Raw genomic sequence first — 19,196 nt, 5'->3', positions numbered from 1 at the left:
TAGACTGAAAATAATTACCAGGAATGTTTTGTGATAAATAATAATCAAATTGATAAAATCAAAATGAGAAAAACATGAATAATCCCATTAACCATAAATTTCATTATATTAGTCGCCAGGAACAGCAGGAATTGTTAGCTGTTTCTCGTGGCGAGGCCGTTGCCGATTATATTATTGATAATGTCCGGCTGCTTGATTTAATCAATGGCGGTGAAATCGCCGGCCCTATCGTGATTAAGGGGAGACATATTGCCGGAATCGGCGTCGAGTACACTGATGCCCCCGCACGGCAGTACGTCGATGCGCACGGCGCTACGGCGGTTCCCGGCTTTATCGATGCCCACTTACATATTGAGTCCAGCATGATGACGCCGGTCACGTTTGAAACGGCGACGCTGCCGCGCGGGCTCACCACCGTTATTTGCGATCCGCATGAAATCGTCAACGTTATGGGTGAAACCGGGTTTGCCTGGTTCGTCCGCTGTGCCGAACAGGCCATGCAAAACCAGTATCTGCAGGTCAGCTCCTGCGTGCCTGCGCTGGCGGGCTGCGATGTAAACGGCGCGGACTTTCCCCTCGAAAAAATGGTGAAATGGCGCGATCACCCGTTGGTCACCGGGCTGGCGGAGATGATGGACTATCCCGGCGTAATCGCCGGACAAGACGTTCAGCTCAACAAAATTGACGCCTTCCGCCGACTGACAATCGACGGCCACTGCCCGGGATTGGGCGGTAAGGCGCTGAACGCCTACATCGCGGCCGGAGTGGAAAACTGCCACGAAAGCTATCTGCTGGAAGAGGGACGACGCAAACTCGAACTGGGTATGGCACTGATGATGCGAGAAGGGTCGGCCGCCCGTAATCTCAACGCGCTGGCTCCGCTGCTGAACGCCTTCAATAGCCCGCTGTGTATGCTGTGTACCGACGATCGCAACCCTTGGGAGATTGCCCACGAAGGGCATATCGACGCGCTGATTCGCCGTCTCATTTTACAGCATAACGTACCGCCTCACGTGGCCTATCGCGTCGCCAGCTGGTCCGCCGCGCGCCACTTTGGCCTGCATCATCTGGGCCTTGTGGCACCGGGAAAACAGGCCGATATTGTGCTGCTAAGCGATGTCCGCAACGTGACGGTGCAGCAGGTGTTTATCAAAGGTCAGCCTATTGATGCCGACACCCTCCAGTCGCAGGAGCCCACCCGGCTTGAGCAAACGGCCCCGCCGTATGGCAACACCATTGCCCGCCAGCCCATTTCCGCGAGCGATTTCGTCCTGCACTTCACGCCTGGCAAGCGCTACCGGGTGATCGAAGTGATTGCCAACGAGCTGGTGACGCCCGCCGGATCCACGCGGTACACGGAGAATGGCTTTGAACGTGAGGATATTTGCTACATCGCGGTGCTCGATCGCTATGGTCACCAGCTTCCTCCGGCCTGTGGTTTGTTGGGCCACTTTGGGTTACGCGAAGGCGCGCTGGCCTCGACTGTCAGCCATGACAGCCATAATATTGTGGTGATCGGTCGTCGCGCCGAGGAGATGGCGCTGGCGGTGAATCAGGTGATTGCCGATGGTGGCGGGCAGTGCGTGGTGCGCGAAGGCAAAGTACAAAGCCACCTGCCGCTGCCTATTGCAGGCCTTATGAGCACCGATACCGCCGACACGCTGGCGGCGAAAATCGACGATTTGAAGGCCGCTGGCCGCGCTTGCGGTTCGCTCCCGGATGAGCCGTTTATCCAGATGGCGTTCCTCTCGCTGCCGGTTATCCCGGCATTAAAACTCACCAGCATGGGGCTTTTTGACGGCGAAACGTTTACATTTACCGCTCAGGAGATCGCTGACTCGCATCAGAAAACCGCAACCGGAGAGTGAACCAGGGGATGAAAACGGATATCCGTACGCTCGACCTTAACCTGCTGAAAACGCTGGATGCACTGCTTGATGAACGCAGCGTGACGCGCGCGGCGGCACGATTGTCGCTCACGCAGCCCGCCGTCAGCGGTATGTTGACCCGTCTACGGGATAACTTCGACGACCCGCTATTTATTCGCGCACCGCACGGCATGGTGCCCACGCTGCGCGCCCAGCAGCTCGCGCCGACGGTGAAAAAGATTCTGAGCGATATCAATGCACTGCTGCAGCCCACCGAGTTTGATCCGCGCACCGCCGAACTTACTTTTACCCTCGCCGCCACCGACTACGCCCTAAAGGCGGTGGTGGTGCCGTTTATTGCCGCGCTGAAAGTGCAGGCACCGGGTATCCGCGTACGGGTGGTTCCGGTCGAACCCGAGCGGTTAGGCAGCCAGTTTGAGCAGGGAAAGATCGATCTCGCGCTGCTCACGCCCAATACCACCCCCGGCGACCTGCACAGCCGCACGCTGTACGAGGAGCGCTACGTCTGCATGCTGCGCGCCGAGCATCCGGACGCCCAACGGCCGCTGACGCTCGACCGCTTCTGCTCGCTGGAGCATATTCTGGTCTCCTATGAAGGAGAAAGTTTCTGGGGTGTCACCGACGATGCGCTGGCGAAAGTCGGCCGCAAGCGGCGTATTGGGCTGTCGGTGAGCAGTTTCCTGGTGCTGCCGGAGATGCTGGCGGTAAGCGAAATGATCGCGGTCGTGCCCAGCCGAATGGCCCGTTCACCGGCTTTGATTTGCGTCCAGCAACCGCCGGTCGAGATTCAGGGCTTCACCAAAAGCATGGCCTGGCACGAACGCAGCCACCGCGACGCGGCGCAGCAGTGGTTGCGTGAACTGCTGCATGAAACTAGCCAGCGCGAAGCATAAAAAAAGCCCGGCGCAGTGGCCGGGCAAACATTACTGCCTACATACTCAAGCGGTTTTTAACTGCTGAATTTTCTTTTCGCGGCGAATTTTACGTTCTTCAAATACCGCCACCACGGCCATCAGGCAGATACAGCCGATAGCGGCAGCATCCAGCGCGGCGAAGGTGCCCGCCCAGCCGGTCAGGCCAAAGACTGGCGTACCGTCGGCAATCATCCCGAGGCCGAGCTTAGCGAAGCTGTCACCGATAAGATAAGCGAAGGTGCCTTTAATGCCGTCTGCCGCGCCAATCGCTTTTTTCGGCACAAAACCAACCGCCGCCACGCCGATTAACAGCTGTGGACCAAACACCAGGAAACCAAGGGCAAACAGCGAAGCCAGATAAACGTACTGGTTGCTGGCGTGCTGATAGACTCCGAGGGTAGCGATGATTAACGCCAGCGCCACGCAGGCCACCAGCGCACGACGACCATTTGCCAGGTCAGAGAGCCAGCCCCACAGCAGCGTGCCGACCAGCGCACCCACTTCAAACAGGGTAAAGCCCTGAATCGCCACCTCTTTGGAGAGCTTCAGCTCCTGGAAGGCATAGACGGTAGACCACTGATCGATACCGATACGCACCACGTACAGGAAGATGTTGGAGAAGCACAGCAGCCAGATAACTTTGTTTTTCAGCACGTACTCAACAAAGATCTGCCATTTGGTCATCTCATTTTCTTCGGTCTCTTTGTCCTCTTCGCTGATCTCTTCGCCAAACAGCTCTTCCGCTTTGCCAAGGCCGTAAGATTCCGGGGAGTCGCTGCCATAGCGCAGGCCAATAAAGCCGACAATCAGGGCAATAATCGACGGGAAGACAAACATGCCGATAACGTGGCCGTCGAACAGGACGTTGGCACCAAACAGAGCCACACCCGCCGCACCCGCGCCGCCGAGGTTGTGGGAAATGTTCCACATCCCGAGATAGGAGCCGCGCTTACGGCGCGGCGTCCATTTGGTAATGGTGGAATAGCTGCACGAGCCACCGGTGCTCTGGAAGAAACCGCTCAGCGCGTAAAAGGCAATCATCAGGAACAGGCTGGTCGAACCCGCGCCCATGCTGGCGCTGAAGCCGAGCATACAGATGGCGGAGAGGATCAGCATAAACGGCAGGAACTGCTTGGTATTTTTGCCGTCGGCGTAGTAGGAAACCAGCGTTTTACCCACGCCGTAGGTGATGGAGAAGCCCAGGCCAATCATCCCCAGCTGCGTCATGCTCAGCCCATAGGTGGAGATCATGTCGTTCTGCGCGATGTTGAAGTTTTTGCGGATCAGGTACATGGTCAGGTAGCCGATGAAGACCACCAGATAGGACTGCATGAACGGCTTGAACCACATTTTACGCCGCACATCGAGCGGCAGATCCAGGGTCGGTTTACGCACCTGGTTTAAGAAGGCCAGCATGATTGGGTTACTCCTGAGCTGATTTTTATACCTGCGAATAGCAGGCATTGTAAAAATCAGCCGGGAGAGATGCCTGAGACAGCGTCCAGGTGAAACCGGGAAAATTTCCTAGTTTTAGGCCATTCAACGTAGAAAGGTGAAGCGGGTCACGCTTCGCGCGGTGCCTGAGCGTTTAAGAACGGCAGCAGTAGCAGCGCGGAAATCCCCGCCGCGATGGCGATCACCACGAAAAAGCCGGTCCAGTGCCAGACTTCCATCACCTTCGCCAGCGGCCAGCCGGAGAGCGATGCGCCAAGATAGGCGAACAGCCCAACAAACCCGGTGGCAGCGCCTGCCGCCTCTTTGTGCGAACACTCAGCCGCCGCCATACCAATCAGCATCTGCGGGCCAAAGACGAAAAATCCGGTGGTGAAGAAGCACGCCGCCTGCATCACGTAGCTGGCAAACGGCATCAGCCACAGCGAGCCCACCGAGAGTAAAATCCCGGCGGCAAAAATCAGGTTCATCGGCCCACGGTTGCCGTTAAACAGCTTGTCCGATCCCCAACCCGCTACCAGCGCGCCGATAAATCCGCCCAGCTCGAACATGGTCACCGCGGTATTGGCGGTCACCAGATCCACGCCCAGCGTCTCGGACATATACAAATTGCCCCAGTCGTTGATCGCCGCGCGCACCACGTACACCAGCACATAGCACAGGGAAAGCAGCCAGATATACGGGTTAAACAGCACGTATTTAGTGAGGATCTCTTGGCGGGTCAGCCCGGCGCCTTCCTGCTGCTGGGCGATTTCCAGCTCGTCGTGCCGCCAGTCGCCTATCGGCGGTAGACCGATGGCCTGCGGTCGGTCGCGTAGCCGCCAGCACAGGAAAATGCCGACCACTATCGCCATCGTCCCGGCCATCATCATCCCGGCGCGCCAGCCATAGTGCAGCGCCGCCGCCCCCATGACGATGGGGATCAGCGCCCCGCCGACGTTATGGGCGGTGTTCCACAGCGCCCACCAGCCGCCGCGTTCGGTACGCGAATACCACGCGGTCAATAGACGGGCGCAAACCGGCGATCCCCAGCCCTGGAAGAAGGCGTTCAGCGCCCATAGCACTGCGAAGGCCCACAGTGAGGTGGAGAAGCCGAACAGAATATTAACCACCCCGGTAGCAATCAGGCCGATGCCCATAAAATAACGGGCGTTGGAGCGGTCGCTGACAATACCGGAGACAAACTTCGACAGCCCGTAGGTGATGTAAAACAGCGTCGCCAGCAGGCCAATATCGCTGCGGGTCAGCACGCCGTTGGCGAGAATTTCCGGCACCGCGGCGTTAAAGCTTTTGCGGGTGAAATAGAACAGCGCGTAGCCGAGCCAGATGGTCAGCAGAATATGCCGCCGCCAGTAGCGATAACGGGCATCGACTTCCTGTTTATCGGTGATGAGCGGCGCATTAGCCGGGGCTCTAAAAAAGGTCAGCATCACCGCTCCTTAGACATGGCGCTGGGGCAACGACACGCTGACGCGTGTGCCGTGCATGCAGGAAATAGTCAGCGACCCACCCAGCGCAGCCACGCGTTCGCGCATCCCGGTGAGGCCAAAACCTTGTTGATTCGAACCCGGCGGCAGGCCGCTACCGTCGTCCTCAATCACCAGCATTAACCGTTCGTCCTGTTGCCAGCCCTGTAGCGTCACGGCGCTGGCACTGGCGTGCTTCACAATGTTGTTCAGCCCCTCCTGACAAACGCGGAACAGCGTGACGCGCAAACCTTCGCTGAGCGCAGACTCGTCTATCCGCCAGTCGAGATGGCTGACGATGCCACAGCTCTCCAGCTCCATTTCACGCAGCAGCGAACGGATGGCCTGTTCCAGCGTCAGGTCGTCGAGCTGGCGCGGGCGTAGACGCCCAAGCAAACGGCGCACCGAATCGTAGACTCCCAACGACAGCTGCTCGATATGCGCCCCGCTTTGCTTCACGCCGGTATTTTCCGGCGCCAGGCGCTGCACGATGCCTGCCTGAGTACGAATCGCGGTGATGGTCTGGCCGATATCGTCATGCAGTTCACGCGCCACGTCGCGGCGCACGCTCTCTTCAGTTTCCAGCAGCCGTTCCGCCAGCCGATGGTTACGCGCCAGCTCATTTTGCAGCGATTGGTTCAATTCGCGCAGACGCTGAATGCCTGCCCCCAGCAGCAGCCCGGTGAGGCTTTGCGCTAATAGCGAGAGCAGTAAATCCACCGGGTGATCGTGCCAGGTCTGGCTGGCAATCAGCGCGATGGCGTTCATCAGCGTCGCAATCAGAGCCCCCTGCCAGCCGTAGTGCCAGGCAAGCGCAATGATCGGCAGGGCGAGACAAAACGGCGTGAAGCGAGACAGTTCATCCGGCAGGCCAAGCTGGAGCCACAGGCTGACGCTAAACAGCAGCAGGTACCAGACCAGATGACGCCCGCGCCAGTTGACCGGCTGAGAAACCACCGCAGGGCCTAGCGGCAGCCAGGTGGTGCTGGTCAGATAGTGCCAGAAGACAAGGCAGATGGGTGCCAGCGTCAGCCCACCGGTAAGGGTCAACAGCAGCGCGTTGAGCGCTTCTTCCCCCTGCCCCAGCCACGGCAGCGATTGCAGCAGCGCGGCAGCGGTGAGCGCAGCGCCTTGTAACAGCAAAGTGCGCCAGTCGCGCTGATGCCGGTACCGCGAAATGAGCGCTACCGGCAGCAACGTCAGCAGACTTCCGATCATCAATATTGGCAGATGCGTCAGCGCCACTTCCTGCGCCAGCCAGAACAGCAGCAGCCATTCCGCCCCCAGCAGCACCGGCCAGTAACCGCGCGGGCATTGCAGCATCAACCCCAGACGCAGGCCGAACGGGAATAGCAGCACCGCCAGATCGGGCCGCTCGACCAGGTGCAGGCTGATACTCCACAGGCAGAACCATGCCGCCGAGAAGATAAAAAAGCAGGCAATAACGGTGATCAGACGGGAGAGGAGCGTTTTCATTGCCAGCCGTCAAACATCCGGCGGGCCAGCTCAACGTCGTTGCTGACGTTAAGCTTTTCCATCAAGTTAGCGCGATGTACGTGTACCGTCTTAGGCGACAGGCCTAGCTCGGCGGCGATCTCTTTCACTGCCATCCCCTGCGCCAGTTTTTCCGCCACCTGCCGCTCGCGCTTGGTCAACGGGTCCTGACGTCCAGCGGCCAGTTTGACGGCGATATCCGGCGTTAAATAGCAGCCGCCGGTGGCCACCGTATGGACCGCCGCGATCAGCTCGTCCGGGCTACAGCGCTTGGAGAGAAACCCGCGCGCACCGGCGTTTAGCGCCTGCTCTACCAACGCCGGGCTGTCGTGAACCGACAGCATGATCACCGCCATGCCTTTCGGTAGCTGGCTTAACAACTCGAGTCCGGAGATATCCGGCATTGAAATATCGCAGATACAGACCTGCACGCCGCGTCCGGGCAGCCCCGCCAGCGCCTCACGACCGGAACCGAATTCGGCGATCACCTGCAAGTCAGGCTCAAGCCCCAGCAGCTGCGCAAAGCCGGAGCGGACGATAAGGTGGTCGTCAATAAGGGCAACGGTGATCATGAATTCTGTCCTGGCGGGTAAAAAACGCGCTTACCTTAACCATAAGCGCGCTGGCGTTCAAGCTTTGAGCGGGTTACTCGAAGAAGACGGTGATTTTGTTAAACATCGACGGGTCAGATTGGTTACGCGCCACTTTCACCACGTCTTCCAGCTTGTCTATCTGGCTCATCATCTGCTCCAGACGCTGGTCATCGTTGACCAATAGCCAAATGCGGCTGTGGTCGCTGCCATGAATCGGTAGACATAGAATGCCTTCCACGTTGAACGCACGGCGGGCGAACAGCCCGCAGACGTGAGTCATAACGCCGGGATGGTTACGCACGGTGAGTTCGAGAATGACGTTGTCATGAGTCTGTTGTTGCATGGCTTATTCCCCCACCATTTCGGTATTTGCCGCACCCGGCGGCACCATCGGATACACTTTTTGCTGCGCGTCGATGCGCACGTGAATCAGCGCCGGACCTGGACGATTGATAATCGCCTGCAGCGCGGCCTGCGGGTCCGCTTCGTTGTTCAAATCGCAGGTATCGAGACCGAACCCTGCGGCAATTTGCATAAAGTTAATCATGCCGGGATAGGTGGCGGCAAACACACCCTGCGGGTAGAACAGGCTCTGCTGTTGATGCACCAGGCCCAGCGCTTCGTTGTTCATCAGGATGATTTTCACATCCAGCTGGTTTTCCGCGGCCGTCGCCATCTCCTGAATATTCATCATCAGGCTGCCGTCGCCGGAGAAGCACAGCACCTTTTTATCCGGGTTCGCCAGCGCAGCGCCAATCGCCGCAGGCAGACCAAAGCCCATGGTACCGAGGCCGCCGGAGGTCAGCCACTGGCGCGGACGGTTCAGCGGATAAGCCTGAGCGGTCCACATCTGGTGCTGGCCCACGTCGGTGGTGATAATGGCATTGTCGTCAACGCAGGCCGCAGCGGCGTTGATCAGGCCGTAATGGCTGAGCGGGTCGCCCGCTTCAGGGATCGCGCCCGGGAACTCTTGTTGCAGCTCGGCCACTTTGCCGCGCCATTCATCGCGCGGCTGCGCTTCAATCTGCGGCAGCAGTTGTGCCAGCACATCATCAACGTCCGCCTGAATCGCTACGTGCGCCTGCTTGATTTTACCCAGCTCGGCGCGGTCGATATCGACGTGAATAATTTTCGCATCCGGGCAGAACTCCGCCACTTTACCCGTCGCTCGGTCATCAAAACGCGCGCCTAAAACAACCAATAAATCAGACTGTTGCAAAATAAAGTTGGTGCTGCGCGCACCGTGCATCCCCAACATGCCTAACGACAGCGGGTGCGCTTTGGGCAACATCCCCAGCGCCATCAGCGTCATGGTGGTCGGCAGATTGGCTTTTTCGGCCAGCTCGCGAACGCGCGCCGGGGCGTTAATCACGCCACCGCCCAGATACAGCACCGGACGCTGGGCCGCGTTAATCATCGCCGCCGCTTCACTCACGCTTTCGGCGCTAAATTCCGGGGTCGGCGCACGGCCACCGGGTTCCGGCAGTTCGCTGATTTCAATTTCGGCGGTCTGTACATCCTTAGGAATGTCTATCCACACCGGTCCAGGACGTCCCGACTGCGCAATCCGGAAAGCATCAGCAATGACCTGCGGTAATTCATTGATGTTGCGGACTAAGTAGTTGTGTTTGGTGATGGGGATAGAGATACCGTAGGTGTCGACTTCCTGGAAAGCGTCGGTGCCGATTAACGAGGAGGCAACCTGACCGGTGATACACACCAGCGGAATGGAGTCGAGGCGCGCATCGGCAATGGCGGTCACCAGGTTGGTGGCGCCTGGGCCGCTACAGGCCATACAAACCGCCGGTTTGCCGTGGGTTCGCGCCATGCCCTGAGCGATAAAACCTGCGCCCTGCTCGTGGCGCGCCAGAATATGGCGGATCTGTTTGCTTTGGCTTAATGCGTCGTACAGCGGTAACACCGTACCGCCGGGAATGCCGGTGACCATGGTGATCCCCTGACGTTCCAGTAAATGAACGATCAATTGTGCGCCGGTAAAGCGCTGTGTTTGTGTTGTTGTGCCCGAACTTGCCATGCTCCAGTCCTTTTATTCTGGGCCGACTTTACGCTAAGGACTTCAAGTTGCAGGTGCGTTAACGGCAACTTGAGCCACTTCGCGTTTCCGGGCGGGGGGCTAGAAACTAAAAACCCCGCTCGGTTTGCGCCGGCGGGGTTTGGAATCGTGTGTGTTCCTGACCCTACGGCGCATTGCCGACGACCACCACCACACGCACGACGACAACCGCGGCTGGTAGCGCGGTTTTTAGTAGCGTCGAGGTCATCATGGATGGAGTCATTAAGGGTCTATCTCGAATTCATTAAGTGAATTCATACAAACACAGCTTTTTCATACTGACAATGGAAATATTTTCATCCGCGCAAAAATGCAGCAAAGATCACATTTCTACCGTCAGGAAAATAATCCAATCTGTCCCTTTTTCCCGCTATTTCTGGCCTTGGTTGCCGCCCGTCGGTTGTGTTACGTTTTGGTGAAATATCCCTGAGCAACGCATTATCATGACGCTTTCTGTTTTCTGCATTTTGCTGTTCGCCGCCCTACTGCACGCAACCTGGAACGCTATCGTCAAAGCGGGAAACGACAAGCTTTACTCGGCCATTGGCGTCACCGGCTCCGCCGCGCTGATTGCGCTACTGCTGCTGCCCTTCGCCCCCGCGCCCTCAAGCGCCAGCGTTCCGTTCCTGATTGCCTCGACGATTTTGCAGGTTATCTACACCGTGCTGGTGGCGAAGACCTATCAGATTTCAGATATGAGCCAAACCTATCCGCTGATGCGCGGCACCGCACCGCTGCTGGTCGCTATCGTTAGCGTGCTGCTGCTGGGCGACCATCTCTCGGCAATGGCCTGGTTCGGCATTGCGGTGATCTGTACGGCGATTTTGGGGATGGCGTTAAATGGCCGCTCAGGCTCGCAGTTGGGTGTTGTTTTGGCGCTGTTCAACGCCTGTATTATTGCCGGTTATACGCTTATCGACGGCACTGGCGTGCGCCTTTCAGGTTCCGCTTTTGGCTACACGGTGTGGTCATTTTTCCTTAACGGCAGCAGCCTGCTGGCGTGGGCAATGATGACCCGCCGCCGGGAGGCATCGCGCTATCTGACGCAGCACTGGAAGAAAGGTTTACTGGGGGGAATGGGCACCATGGGCTCTTATGGCCTGGCGCTGTGGGCGATGACTCAGGCCCCGCTAGCGGTGGTTGCGGCCCTGCGCGAAAGCTCTATTTTGTTCGGTGCCATCATCGCCTGGCTGCTGCTCAAAGAGCGCGTTTCCGGCCTGCGTTTCTTTGCTGCCTTCGGCATCGCCGCCGGTGCCATTTTGCTGCGCCTCTCCTGAAAATACTGGCAACTATTGTTGCCGTTTAACGTGTATAAATCCTGCCTGCATCACACATTTCATTTACATGATAGATGGTTAAATCATCATCTCGTTATGGTAGATTCCTCTCGCTTTTAGCGTATTAGCTAGACATTTATTCTTATAAACCTAATTTTTATAAAGTTATCAGCGAAATGAAAAGAGACAGAAACGTCAATATCCTGGTGATGCTGGTGTTGCTTGTGGCCGTCGGACAGATGGCGCAAACCATTTATATCCCGGCGATTGCTCAGATGGCGAACGATCTTAACGTCCGTGAAGGGGCGGTGCAGAGCGTGATGGCGGCCTATCTGCTGACCTACGGCGTTTCCCAGCTGTTCTACGGCCCGCTGTCCGACAGAGTCGGACGCCGCCCGGTTATCCTGGTCGGGATGTCGATTTTTATGCTGGCCACGCTGGTCGCTATCACCACTCACAGCCTGACGGTACTGATTGCCGCCAGCGCCATGCAGGGCATGGGGACCGGCGTCGGCGGCGTGATGGCACGTACGCTGCCGCGCGATCTGTATGAAGGCAGTCAGCTTCGCCACGCCAACAGCCTGTTAAACATGGGTATTCTGGTGAGCCCGTTGCTGGCTCCGCTGATTGGTGGCGTGCTCGAAACATTGATTAACTGGCGCGCCTGCTACGGCTTCCTGCTGGTGCTGTGCGCGGGCGTAACCTTCAGCATGGCACGCTGGATGCCGGAAACCCGTCCGACCGGAGCGCCAAAAACGCGGCTTATCAGCAACTATAAAACGTTGTTTGGTAACAGCGGCTTTAACTGTTTCCTGCTGATGCTGATCGGTGGGCTGGCAGGAATTGCGGTATTCGAAGCCAGCTCCGGCGTCCTGATGGGCGGCGTGCTGGGGCTTAGCAGCATGACGGTAAGTATTCTGTTTATTCTGCCAATTCCGGCGGCGTTCTTCGGCGCATGGTTTGCCGGGCGGCCAAATAAACGCTTCCCCACGATGATGTGGCAGTCAGTGATTAGCTGCCTGCTGGCAGGATTGATGATGTGGATCCCGGGCCTGTTTGGCGTGATGAATATCTGGACGCTGCTGGTGCCTGCCGCACTGTTCTTCTTCGGCGCAGGGATGCTGTTCCCGCTGGCGACCAGCGGTGCAATGGAGCCGTTCCCATTCCTCGCCGGGACCGCCGGGGCGCTGGTGGGCGGCCTGCAAAATATCGGTTCCGGCGTGCTGGCCTGGCTATCGGCGATGATGCCGCAAACCGGGCAGGCCAGCATTGGCCTGCTGATGACGCTGATGGGGCTGCTGATTTTCCTCTGCTGGCTGCCGCTGGCGTCGCGCATGTCGCAGCAGGGACAGGCTGTCTAAAACGCAGGCAAGCGTCCTCTGTCGCTTGCCGCCGCTATTTCACCTGTTCCTGCAGCCAGCCAATAAACGCCTCGATTTTCGGCCACTGCCGACCGGGCAACGTGGTGATGTAATAGCGCTGATGACATTTCAGCGCCATATCGCCAAACGGCGCGACCAGTTCTCCGCTATCGAGGCGTTTTTGCACCAGCCGTTTACGCCCCATCGCGACGCCGATATGGTTCATCGCAGCAATCACTGCTAAATCTGAACGATCGAAGCCAATGCCCGACGATGTCGGCAAATTCACCGCATAATGCTGCGCCCAGCTGTGCCATTCGTCCGTACCGGAATCATTACTCCACGCCTGTCGGTCATGCAGTAAGGTACAGTGCGGCAAGTTCACCAGCCTGTCGGTGAGGTCGTAGCGGCGTGCGTACTCCGGGCTGCATACGGGCACAATCTCTTCATCCATCAGGACATGATGCGCCAGCTGCGCAGAGGGCGCGTCGTCAAAATAGATGGCCAGATCGACCCCGGCTCGTTGCAAATTGACGTTGTCATTGCCGGTCAGGATGGTCAGTGAAATCGACGGATAGCGGCGGGTAAAGTCACCCAACGCCGGAACCAGCCAGCACTGAGCAATAGAGGGGCGCGAGTAGACCGTTAGCGTGCCGGACAGCTCCTGATTCTTAATGTCGAGAATTTCCTGATTCAGCGTATCCAGCGACGACTTCAGCGCCCAGAACACCCGCTTTCCCTCGTGGGTCAGCTCCACTTTTCGGTGCGAACGGACAAAAAGCTGAATGCCCAGCTCCTCTTCAAGCTGATTAATCCGGTGGCTGACGGCGCTGGGGCTCAATGAAAGCTCATCGGCCGCCAGCGCAAACGACTGGTGTCTTGCCGCCACTTCAAAGGTATAGAGCTTTGATAATTGCCAGCCATTGAGCAGCCGATTTCTGACCTCACGAACGGGATCCATACTCACCTCTCTCCTCCTGATTTATTCGTCAGAGTGTAAAAAAAGTCGCGGTAAAAATCAGCGCAAAGATGAATTAGAATGATTCATATCGCATTAGCACACCACATTTAGACGTAAATCACTCATTTGATGCAATCTAGCTCATGTGAAAGGCGATTTTTATCGTTTGTCAGACCGTGCCCTCTTTTTGTCCAATAGACCCATATTAATCACAGGGCAAGGTGAGTTATGCACTCTCAAATCTGGGTTGTGAGCACGCTGCTGATAAGCATCGTGTTAATCGTTTTGACCATCGTGAAGTTCAAATTCCACCCGTTTCTGGCACTGCTGTTAGCCAGCTTCTTTGTGGGCACCATGATGGGCATGGGCCCGCTGGATATGGTGAATGCCATTGAGAGTGGTATCGGCGGTACGCTGGGCTTCCTCGCCGCCGTCATTGGCCTCGGCACCATTTTGGGCAAGATGATGGAAGTGTCCGGCGCGGCAGAACGCATTGGCCTGACGCTGCAGCGCTGCCGCTGGCTTTCGGCCGATGTCATTATGGTGCTGGTCGGGCTGATTTGCGGGATCACGCTGTTTGTTGAAGTTGGCGTGGTGCTGTTGATTCCACTGGCCTTTTCGATTGCCAAAAAAACCAATACCTCATTACTGAAGCTGGCAATTCCGCTGTGTACCGCGCTGATGGCGGTGCACTGCGTCGTACCGCCACATCCAGCGGCGCTGTTCGTGGCCAATAAGCTGGGTGCGGATATCGGCACCGTGATTGTCTATGGTTTACTGGTGGGCCTAATGGCATCACTCATCGGCGGGCCGCTGTACCTGAAATTCATCGGCAACCGCCTGCCGTTTAAGCCGGTACCGGCTGAGTTTTCTGACCTTAAGGTTCGCGATGAAAGCACGCTGCCGTCGCTTAGCGCCACGCTGTTTACCGTGCTGTTGCCGATTGGCCTGATGCTGGTTAAAACCGTCGCTGAGCTGAATATGGCCAAGGGCAGCCTGGTCTATACGTTGCTGGAGTTTATCGGTAATCCGATAACGGCCATGTTCATCGCGGTTTTCGTGGCTTATTACATTCTCGGTCTGCGCCAGCACATCGGCATGGGGGCGCTGCTGACCCACACCGAAAACGGTTTTGGCTCTATTGCTAACATTCTGCTGATTATCGGGGCTGGCGGCGCTTTCAACGCGGTCCTGAAAAGCAGCGGGCTGGCGGATACCCTCGCGCTCATTCTCTCCAACATGCACATGCACCCGATTCTGCTGGCCTGGCTGGTAGCGTTAATTCTGCATGCGGCGGTGGGGTCTGCCACCGTCGCCATGATGGGCGCGACGGCGATTGTTGCGCCGATGCTGCCGCTCTATCCCAACGTCAGCCCGGAGATCATCGCCATTGCCATCGGTTCCGGCGCAATTGGCTGCACAATCGTTACCGATTCCCTCTTCTGGCTGGTGAAGCAATACTGCGGCGCGACCCTGAATGAGACGTTTAAATACTATACAACGGCAACATTTATCGCCTCTGCGATTGCACTGGCCTGCACATTCCTGCTTTCCTTTATTATCTAAGCGCAAAGAGACTGACTATGGAAAACATTCAAACACTTATCGCCCAGTATCCTTTAGTGAACGATCTGGTCGCTCTTAAGGAAACGGCCTGGTTTAACCCTGGCACCACCTCTCTTGCGGAAGGTTTACCGTATGTTGGCCTGACGGATAGTGATGTTCAGGATGCCCACGCCCGCCTGACGCGCTTCGCGCCGTATCTGGCAAAAGCGTTTCCAGAAACCGCGGCCACCGGCGGCATTATCGAGTCTGAACTGGCCGCTATTCCGGCCATGCAGAAACGGCTGGAAAAAGAGTACGGCCGGCCTATCCACGGCGAAATTCTGCTGAAGAAAGACAGCCATCTGCCCATTTCTGGGTCAATTAAAGCCCGAGGCGGCATTTATGAAGTGCTGACCCACGCGGAAAAACTGGCGCTGGCAGCCGGTTTACTGACCACCGAAGATGACTACAGCGTTCTGTTATCCCCTAAGTTCAAACAGTTCTTCAGCCAGTACAGCATCGCGGTAGGCTCCACCGGCAACCTGGGGATGTCGATAGGTATTATGAGCGCGCGCATTGGCTTTAAGGTGACGGTGCATATGTCCGCCGACGCCCGCGCCTGGAAAAAAGCCAAACTGCGCAGCCACGGCGTGACGGTAGTGGAATACGAAGAGGATTACGGCGTGGCGGTTGAACAGGGGCGCAAGGCGGCGGAGTCCGACCCGAACTGCTTCTTTATCGACGACGAAAACTCCCGCACGCTGTTTTTAGGCTATGCGGTCGCGGGCCAGCGTCTGAAAGCACAGTTCACGCAGCAAGGGCGCGTGGTGGATGCCGACCATCCGCTGTTTGTCTATCTGCCGTGCGGCGTTGGCGGCGGTCCTGGCGGTGTGGCATTTGGCCTGAAGCTGGCGTTTGGCGACAACGTTCACTGCTTCTTCGCCGAACCGACGCATTCACCATGCATGCTGCTGGGGGTTTATACCGGGCTGCACGATAACATTTCCGTGCAGGAGATTGGCATCGACAACCTGACGGCTGCGGATGGGCTGGCGGTGGGCCGTGCGTCGGGCTTTGTGGGCCGCGCGATGGAACGCCTGCTCGACGGCCTGTATACCCTGGATGACCAGACGATGTACGACATGTTGGGCTGGCTGGCGCAGGAAGAAAACATCCGTCTTGAGCCTTCTGCGCTGGCGGGGATGGCCGGTCCTCAGCACGTTTGCGCCTCTGCGGACTACCAGCAGATGCATGGCTTTAGCGCGGAGCAGCTCAATAACGCCACCCACCTGGTGTGGGCGACGGGCGGCGGTATGGTGCCGGAAGCCGAAATGGCGCAGTACCTGGCAAAAGGACGTTAATCGCCGCTGGAATTGATTGATGTAGCGGGATAAAAACGAGAATGCGCCAGCTGGGACTCCGGCTGGCGCACTGAGCATGACGGATTATGCGTCCGCCAGCTGTTTGGCTTTTTGCTCTTCTTCCTGCTGAGCCTGCTCGGTTTCCAGCATCTTCTTCTCGTAGACCTTAAAGAACGGGTAATAGATCGCGAGCGAGATAAAGAAGCAGACAAACACCAGCCCGCAGGCAATCAGGTTCCAGTTGGTGGTAATCAACGCCCCCAGCGGCGCGGGGATGGTAAACGGCGGCTTGACCATCATGCGCGGAATCAGTCCACTGATGGTAAACAGATACACCACTACGGTGTTCACCATCGGCGCGAGGATAAACGGCACCGCCAGAATCGGGTTCATGACGATCGGCGCGCCAAAGATCATCGGTTCATTGATGTTAAACAGCCCCGGAATAAACGACAGCTTACCCAACGATTTCAGATAGATAACCTTAGAGCGGATAAACAGCACCACCAACGCCAGCGTGGAGCCGGTGCCGCCCATCTGGGCATACCACTGGAAGAACTGTTCGGTAAAGATATTCGGCAGATCGTAGGCGCTGGTTCCGGCCTGGAACAGCTCCATATTCTGCACAATTGCCTGATCCCACAGCGGGCGAATCAATGGCCCCATGACCGCGTGGCCATGAATCCCAAACACCCAGAACAGGTCGATAAAGAACTGCGTGACGATACCACCAAACAGATTGGTGCCCGTCATAAAGCCCTTCAGCGGCATGATGATGTAACTGATGATGGCGTTAATATCGATATTTAAAAAATGCCGAGGGATCCAGAATATCAGCACCACCGCCAGCGTTGGGAACAGCGCCGAGAATGAACTAGCGACCACCGGCGGTACGCCTGCCGGCATTTTAATTTCAATATTGCGGACTTTAATAAAACGGTAGACCTCTATAGCAATGAGCGAAGAGATAATCGCGCCAAACAGCCCCTGCGAACTCAGCGAAGCAACCGGAATATAGCGCCCGGAGATAGCATCACCGGCAACGGTAACGCCCTCTTTAATGTTGACCGGAACAATCATCAGCAGCGTTGCTAACATCGCCAACAGGCCGCTGGTAATATCGTTGAGCTTGTAGCTTTTTCCTAAAAACGAACCGATGGTAAACGCGGCGTACAGCGACATTAAGCCAACGGTAAAGCGGAACGGCACGTCGAGGATATCGCGCCACGGCGCGATAAAATCCATATAACCTTTGATCGGGATATTAAGCAGAATAACGAAAAATGAGCCGACAATGGTCAGCGGCAAAATAGAAATTAAGCCGTTGCGTATCGCCTGCATATGACGCTGGTTACCGATGGCATTAGCCACCGGCAGCATTTTTTCAGCCAACCGTTCAAAGTAAGACATGTTATTCCCCCGTAAAACCGTTATTGGCAATCACCGTTGAGAACCATTGCCCGGACTTTTTCAGCGAGCGCTGCTGGGTGGCTAAATCCAGACGATAGAAGCCATAGCGGTTTTTATAGGCGTTTTGCCATGACCAGCAGTCAATAAAGGTCCACATGTGGTAGCCCAGACAATTGCTGCCGTCGGCCATCGCCTTGTGGAGATAACTCAGGTGCTCTTTCAGGAATTCAATGCGGTAATCATCCTGCACCTGGCCGTTGACCATAAACTGCTCTTCATCCTGAATACCAATACCGTTCTCCGACACAAACCACGGCAAATTGCCGTAGCGCTCTTTGACCACCATCGCGATGTCATAAAGCGCCGCTGGGTAAATCTCAATGCCGCGCGAGGTATTCATGCGACGCCCAGGCATAATGTATTCTTCAAAAAAGCGTTCGGGCACAAAACCGTGCGGCTCATCCAACGGCGTTTCCCGCGCTTTCACCCGTCGTGGACGGTAGTAATTAATCCCCAGCAGGTCGATGCGCGTATTGGCAATTAACGCGCAGTCTTCGGGTAGCGATTCCGGCAGTTGATTGTGTTCTTGCAGAATATCGATAAGTTCCTGCGGATAGCGGCCCAGTAAAATAGGTTCGTTGATGCTGCGGGTATAGAAAAGATCGGCCATCGCGGCGGCCTGCATATCTTCCGGGGTATCGCTGCGTGGATAGACTGGAATCACATCCATAATAATGCCGATCTGTCCGTCGAGTTTCAGCTCGCGCCACGCCGCCACCGCTTTACAGTGCGCCAGCACAATATGGTGCAGCACCTGCGCCGCACGACGAAAATCGGTGACGTAGGGGTAATGGCGAGGATGTAAATATCCGGCTTCGGCTGGGATTAACGGTTCATTGAAGGTAAACCAGTAGCGCACGCGATCGCCAAAGAGTTGATAGCAAATCCGCGCGTAGCGGGCAAACGCCTCCACCACTTCACGGTTCTCAAAACCGCCCTTTTCCTGCAACGCCATCGGCATATCGAAGTGGTAGAGATTGATAAACGGCTCAATCCCCTGAGCGCATAATTCATCAATCACCGCATTATAGAACGTCACCGCCTGCGGATTGACTTCACCATCGCCATCGGGAATTAAGCGAGACCAGGAGAGCGAGGTGCGAAATGAATTCAGGCCAATGTCCTTGGCGCGCTGAATATCTTCCCGATAGTGCTGGTAAAACGTCGAGGTATCATCGGACGTGACGCCCTGATAAAAGCGGTCGTTAAACTCATGTGAGGCGTGGTCCCAGATATTCTTACCTTTGCCATCGCCAGAAATATGTCCTTCGGACTGGGTGGCACTGGTGGCGGTCCCCCACCAGAAGTTATCAGGAAAATGATATTTCATAACCTGTCC

16 protein-coding genes are annotated in these 19,196 nt (G+C 56.7%); 6 read left to right on the top strand and 10 right to left on the bottom strand.

Annotated elements, in window-relative coordinates:
* The first annotated feature begins 74 nt into the window (after positions 1-74).
* Positions 75-1,868, top strand: coding sequence for an adenine deaminase (adeD, locus tag ABOC97_RS14695; protein ID WP_349598959.1), 1,794 nt, complete (start codon positions 75-77; stop codon positions 1,866-1,868).
* An 8-nt stretch (positions 1,869-1,876) separates the two neighbouring features.
* Positions 1,877-2,782: a LysR family transcriptional regulator gene (locus ABOC97_RS14690; protein ID WP_349598956.1), complete on the top strand. Its 906-nt coding sequence runs from the start codon at positions 1,877-1,879 to the stop codon at positions 2,780-2,782.
* Between the two features lie 45 nt (positions 2,783-2,827).
* On the opposite strand, the gene uhpT is transcribed toward ABOC97_RS14690, so the two are convergent.
* The 7 genes from uhpT to ivbL all read right to left on the bottom strand — a co-directional run bounded on the left by uhpT (position 2,828) and on the right by ivbL (position 10,105).
* The gene (gene uhpT, locus ABOC97_RS14685) at positions 2,828-4,219 is read right to left on the bottom strand and encodes a hexose-6-phosphate:phosphate antiporter (protein WP_234505556.1); all 1,392 of its coding nucleotides are present in this window, start codon (positions 4,217-4,219) and stop codon (positions 2,828-2,830) included.
* Between the two features lie 146 nt (positions 4,220-4,365).
* Positions 4,366-5,685, bottom strand: a complete 1,320-nt coding sequence (uhpC, locus tag ABOC97_RS14680; RefSeq protein ID WP_349598953.1) for an MFS transporter — start codon at positions 5,683-5,685, stop codon at positions 4,366-4,368.
* A gap of 9 nt (positions 5,686-5,694) precedes the next feature.
* The gene (gene uhpB / locus ABOC97_RS14675) at positions 5,695-7,197 is read right to left on the bottom strand and encodes a signal transduction histidine-protein kinase/phosphatase UhpB (RefSeq protein WP_349598950.1); all 1,503 of its coding nucleotides are present in this window, start codon (positions 7,195-7,197) and stop codon (positions 5,695-5,697) included.
* Positions 7,194-7,787, bottom strand: coding sequence for a transcriptional regulator UhpA (uhpA, locus tag ABOC97_RS14670; RefSeq protein WP_349598947.1), 594 nt, complete (start codon positions 7,785-7,787; stop codon positions 7,194-7,196). The genes uhpB and uhpA overlap by 4 nt, the downstream gene beginning before the upstream one ends.
* A 73-nt stretch (positions 7,788-7,860) precedes the next feature.
* Entirely contained in the window at positions 7,861-8,151 is a 291-nt protein-coding gene (ilvN, locus tag ABOC97_RS14665; protein ID WP_052284620.1) for an acetolactate synthase small subunit, read from the bottom strand.
* 3 nt (positions 8,152-8,154) lie between these two features.
* The gene (gene ilvB, locus ABOC97_RS14660; protein WP_349598943.1) at positions 8,155-9,843 is read right to left on the bottom strand and encodes an acetolactate synthase large subunit; all 1,689 of its coding nucleotides are present in this window, start codon (positions 9,841-9,843) and stop codon (positions 8,155-8,157) included.
* Between the two features lie 163 nt (positions 9,844-10,006).
* Positions 10,007-10,105, bottom strand: coding sequence for an ilvB operon leader peptide IvbL (gene ivbL, locus ABOC97_RS14655; protein WP_072277096.1), 99 nt, complete (start codon positions 10,103-10,105; stop codon positions 10,007-10,009).
* Between the two features lie 220 nt (positions 10,106-10,325).
* On the opposite strand from ivbL, the gene ABOC97_RS14650 reads away from it, so the two are divergent.
* Positions 10,326-11,159: a DMT family transporter gene (locus ABOC97_RS14650; RefSeq protein ID WP_349598939.1), complete on the top strand. Its 834-nt coding sequence runs from the start codon at positions 10,326-10,328 to the stop codon at positions 11,157-11,159.
* Between the two features lie 176 nt (positions 11,160-11,335).
* Positions 11,336-12,520 (top strand): multidrug efflux MFS transporter EmrD, encoded by a 1,185-nt coding sequence (gene emrD, locus ABOC97_RS14645; protein ID WP_349598936.1) that lies wholly within the window; start codon positions 11,336-11,338, stop codon positions 12,518-12,520.
* Positions 12,521-12,554: 34 nt separating this feature from the next.
* Here the strand turns inward: emrD and dsdC are convergent, their stop codons facing one another.
* On the bottom strand, positions 12,555-13,481 hold the full coding sequence (gene dsdC / locus ABOC97_RS14640; RefSeq protein WP_349598933.1) for a DNA-binding transcriptional regulator DsdC: 927 nt from the start codon (positions 13,479-13,481) through the stop codon (positions 12,555-12,557).
* Positions 13,482-13,709: 228 nt separating this feature from the next.
* Here dsdC and dsdX point away from each other — a divergent pair, with 228 nt between their 5' ends.
* Together dsdX and dsdA are read left to right on the top strand one after the other, a co-directional pair.
* The gene (gene dsdX, locus ABOC97_RS14635; protein WP_349598930.1) at positions 13,710-15,047 is read left to right on the top strand and encodes a D-serine transporter DsdX; all 1,338 of its coding nucleotides are present in this window, start codon (positions 13,710-13,712) and stop codon (positions 15,045-15,047) included.
* A 17-nt stretch (positions 15,048-15,064) separates the two neighbouring features.
* On the top strand, positions 15,065-16,387 hold the full coding sequence (gene dsdA, locus ABOC97_RS14630) for a D-serine ammonia-lyase (protein ID WP_349598927.1): 1,323 nt from the start codon (positions 15,065-15,067) through the stop codon (positions 16,385-16,387).
* Positions 16,388-16,471: 84 nt separating this feature from the next.
* Here the strand turns inward: dsdA and ABOC97_RS14625 are convergent, their stop codons facing one another.
* On the bottom strand, positions 16,472-17,797 hold the full coding sequence (locus ABOC97_RS14625; RefSeq protein WP_349598925.1) for a PTS sugar transporter subunit IIC: 1,326 nt from the start codon (positions 17,795-17,797) through the stop codon (positions 16,472-16,474).
* A 1-nt stretch (position 17,798) separates the two neighbouring features.
* Complete coding sequence (locus ABOC97_RS14620; RefSeq protein ID WP_349598922.1) at positions 17,799-19,187, bottom strand: glycoside hydrolase family 1 protein; 1,389 nt, start codon at positions 19,185-19,187, stop codon at positions 17,799-17,801.
* Positions 19,188-19,196: the final 9 nt, after the last annotated feature.

Source organism: Kluyvera huaxiensis (assembly GCF_040149365.1).
GTDB classification, from domain to species: Bacteria; Pseudomonadota; Gammaproteobacteria; order Enterobacterales; family Enterobacteriaceae; genus Kluyvera; species Kluyvera intermedia_A.
Note: the sequence above shows the minus strand (reverse complement) of the source record. Positions and strands in the feature narration are given on the sequence as shown.

Excerpts from the sequence above, each read along its gene's own strand:
- ABOC97_RS14620 (WP_349598922.1), bottom strand. The coding sequence starts at position 19,187 with ATGAAATATCATTTTCCTGATAACTTCTGGTGGGGGACCGCCACCAGT.
- uhpC (WP_349598953.1), bottom strand. The coding sequence starts at position 5,685 with ATGCTGACCTTTTTTAGAGCCCCGGCTAATGCGCCGCTCATCACCGAT.
- adeD (WP_349598959.1), top strand. The coding sequence starts at position 75 with ATGAATAATCCCATTAACCATAAATTTCATTATATTAGTCGCCAGGAA.
- ilvN (WP_052284620.1), bottom strand. The coding sequence starts at position 8,151 with ATGCAACAACAGACTCATGACAACGTCATTCTCGAACTCACCGTGCGT.
- ABOC97_RS14650 (WP_349598939.1), top strand. The coding sequence starts at position 10,326 with ATGACGCTTTCTGTTTTCTGCATTTTGCTGTTCGCCGCCCTACTGCAC.
- dsdA (WP_349598927.1), top strand. The coding sequence starts at position 15,065 with ATGGAAAACATTCAAACACTTATCGCCCAGTATCCTTTAGTGAACGAT.
- uhpT (WP_234505556.1), bottom strand. The coding sequence starts at position 4,219 with ATGCTGGCCTTCTTAAACCAGGTGCGTAAACCGACCCTGGATCTGCCG.
- dsdX (WP_349598930.1), top strand. The coding sequence starts at position 13,710 with ATGCACTCTCAAATCTGGGTTGTGAGCACGCTGCTGATAAGCATCGTG.
- ABOC97_RS14625 (WP_349598925.1), bottom strand. The coding sequence starts at position 17,797 with ATGTCTTACTTTGAACGGTTGGCTGAAAAAATGCTGCCGGTGGCTAAT.
- ivbL (WP_072277096.1), bottom strand. The coding sequence starts at position 10,105 with ATGACTCCATCCATGATGACCTCGACGCTACTAAAAACCGCGCTACCA.
- ABOC97_RS14690 (WP_349598956.1), top strand. The coding sequence starts at position 1,877 with ATGAAAACGGATATCCGTACGCTCGACCTTAACCTGCTGAAAACGCTG.
- dsdC (WP_349598933.1), bottom strand. The coding sequence starts at position 13,481 with ATGGATCCCGTTCGTGAGGTCAGAAATCGGCTGCTCAATGGCTGGCAA.
- ilvB (WP_349598943.1), bottom strand. The coding sequence starts at position 9,843 with ATGGCAAGTTCGGGCACAACAACACAAACACAGCGCTTTACCGGCGCA.
- emrD (WP_349598936.1), top strand. The coding sequence starts at position 11,336 with ATGAAAAGAGACAGAAACGTCAATATCCTGGTGATGCTGGTGTTGCTT.
- uhpA (WP_349598947.1), bottom strand. The coding sequence starts at position 7,787 with ATGATCACCGTTGCCCTTATTGACGACCACCTTATCGTCCGCTCCGGC.
- uhpB (WP_349598950.1), bottom strand. The coding sequence starts at position 7,197 with ATGAAAACGCTCCTCTCCCGTCTGATCACCGTTATTGCCTGCTTTTTT.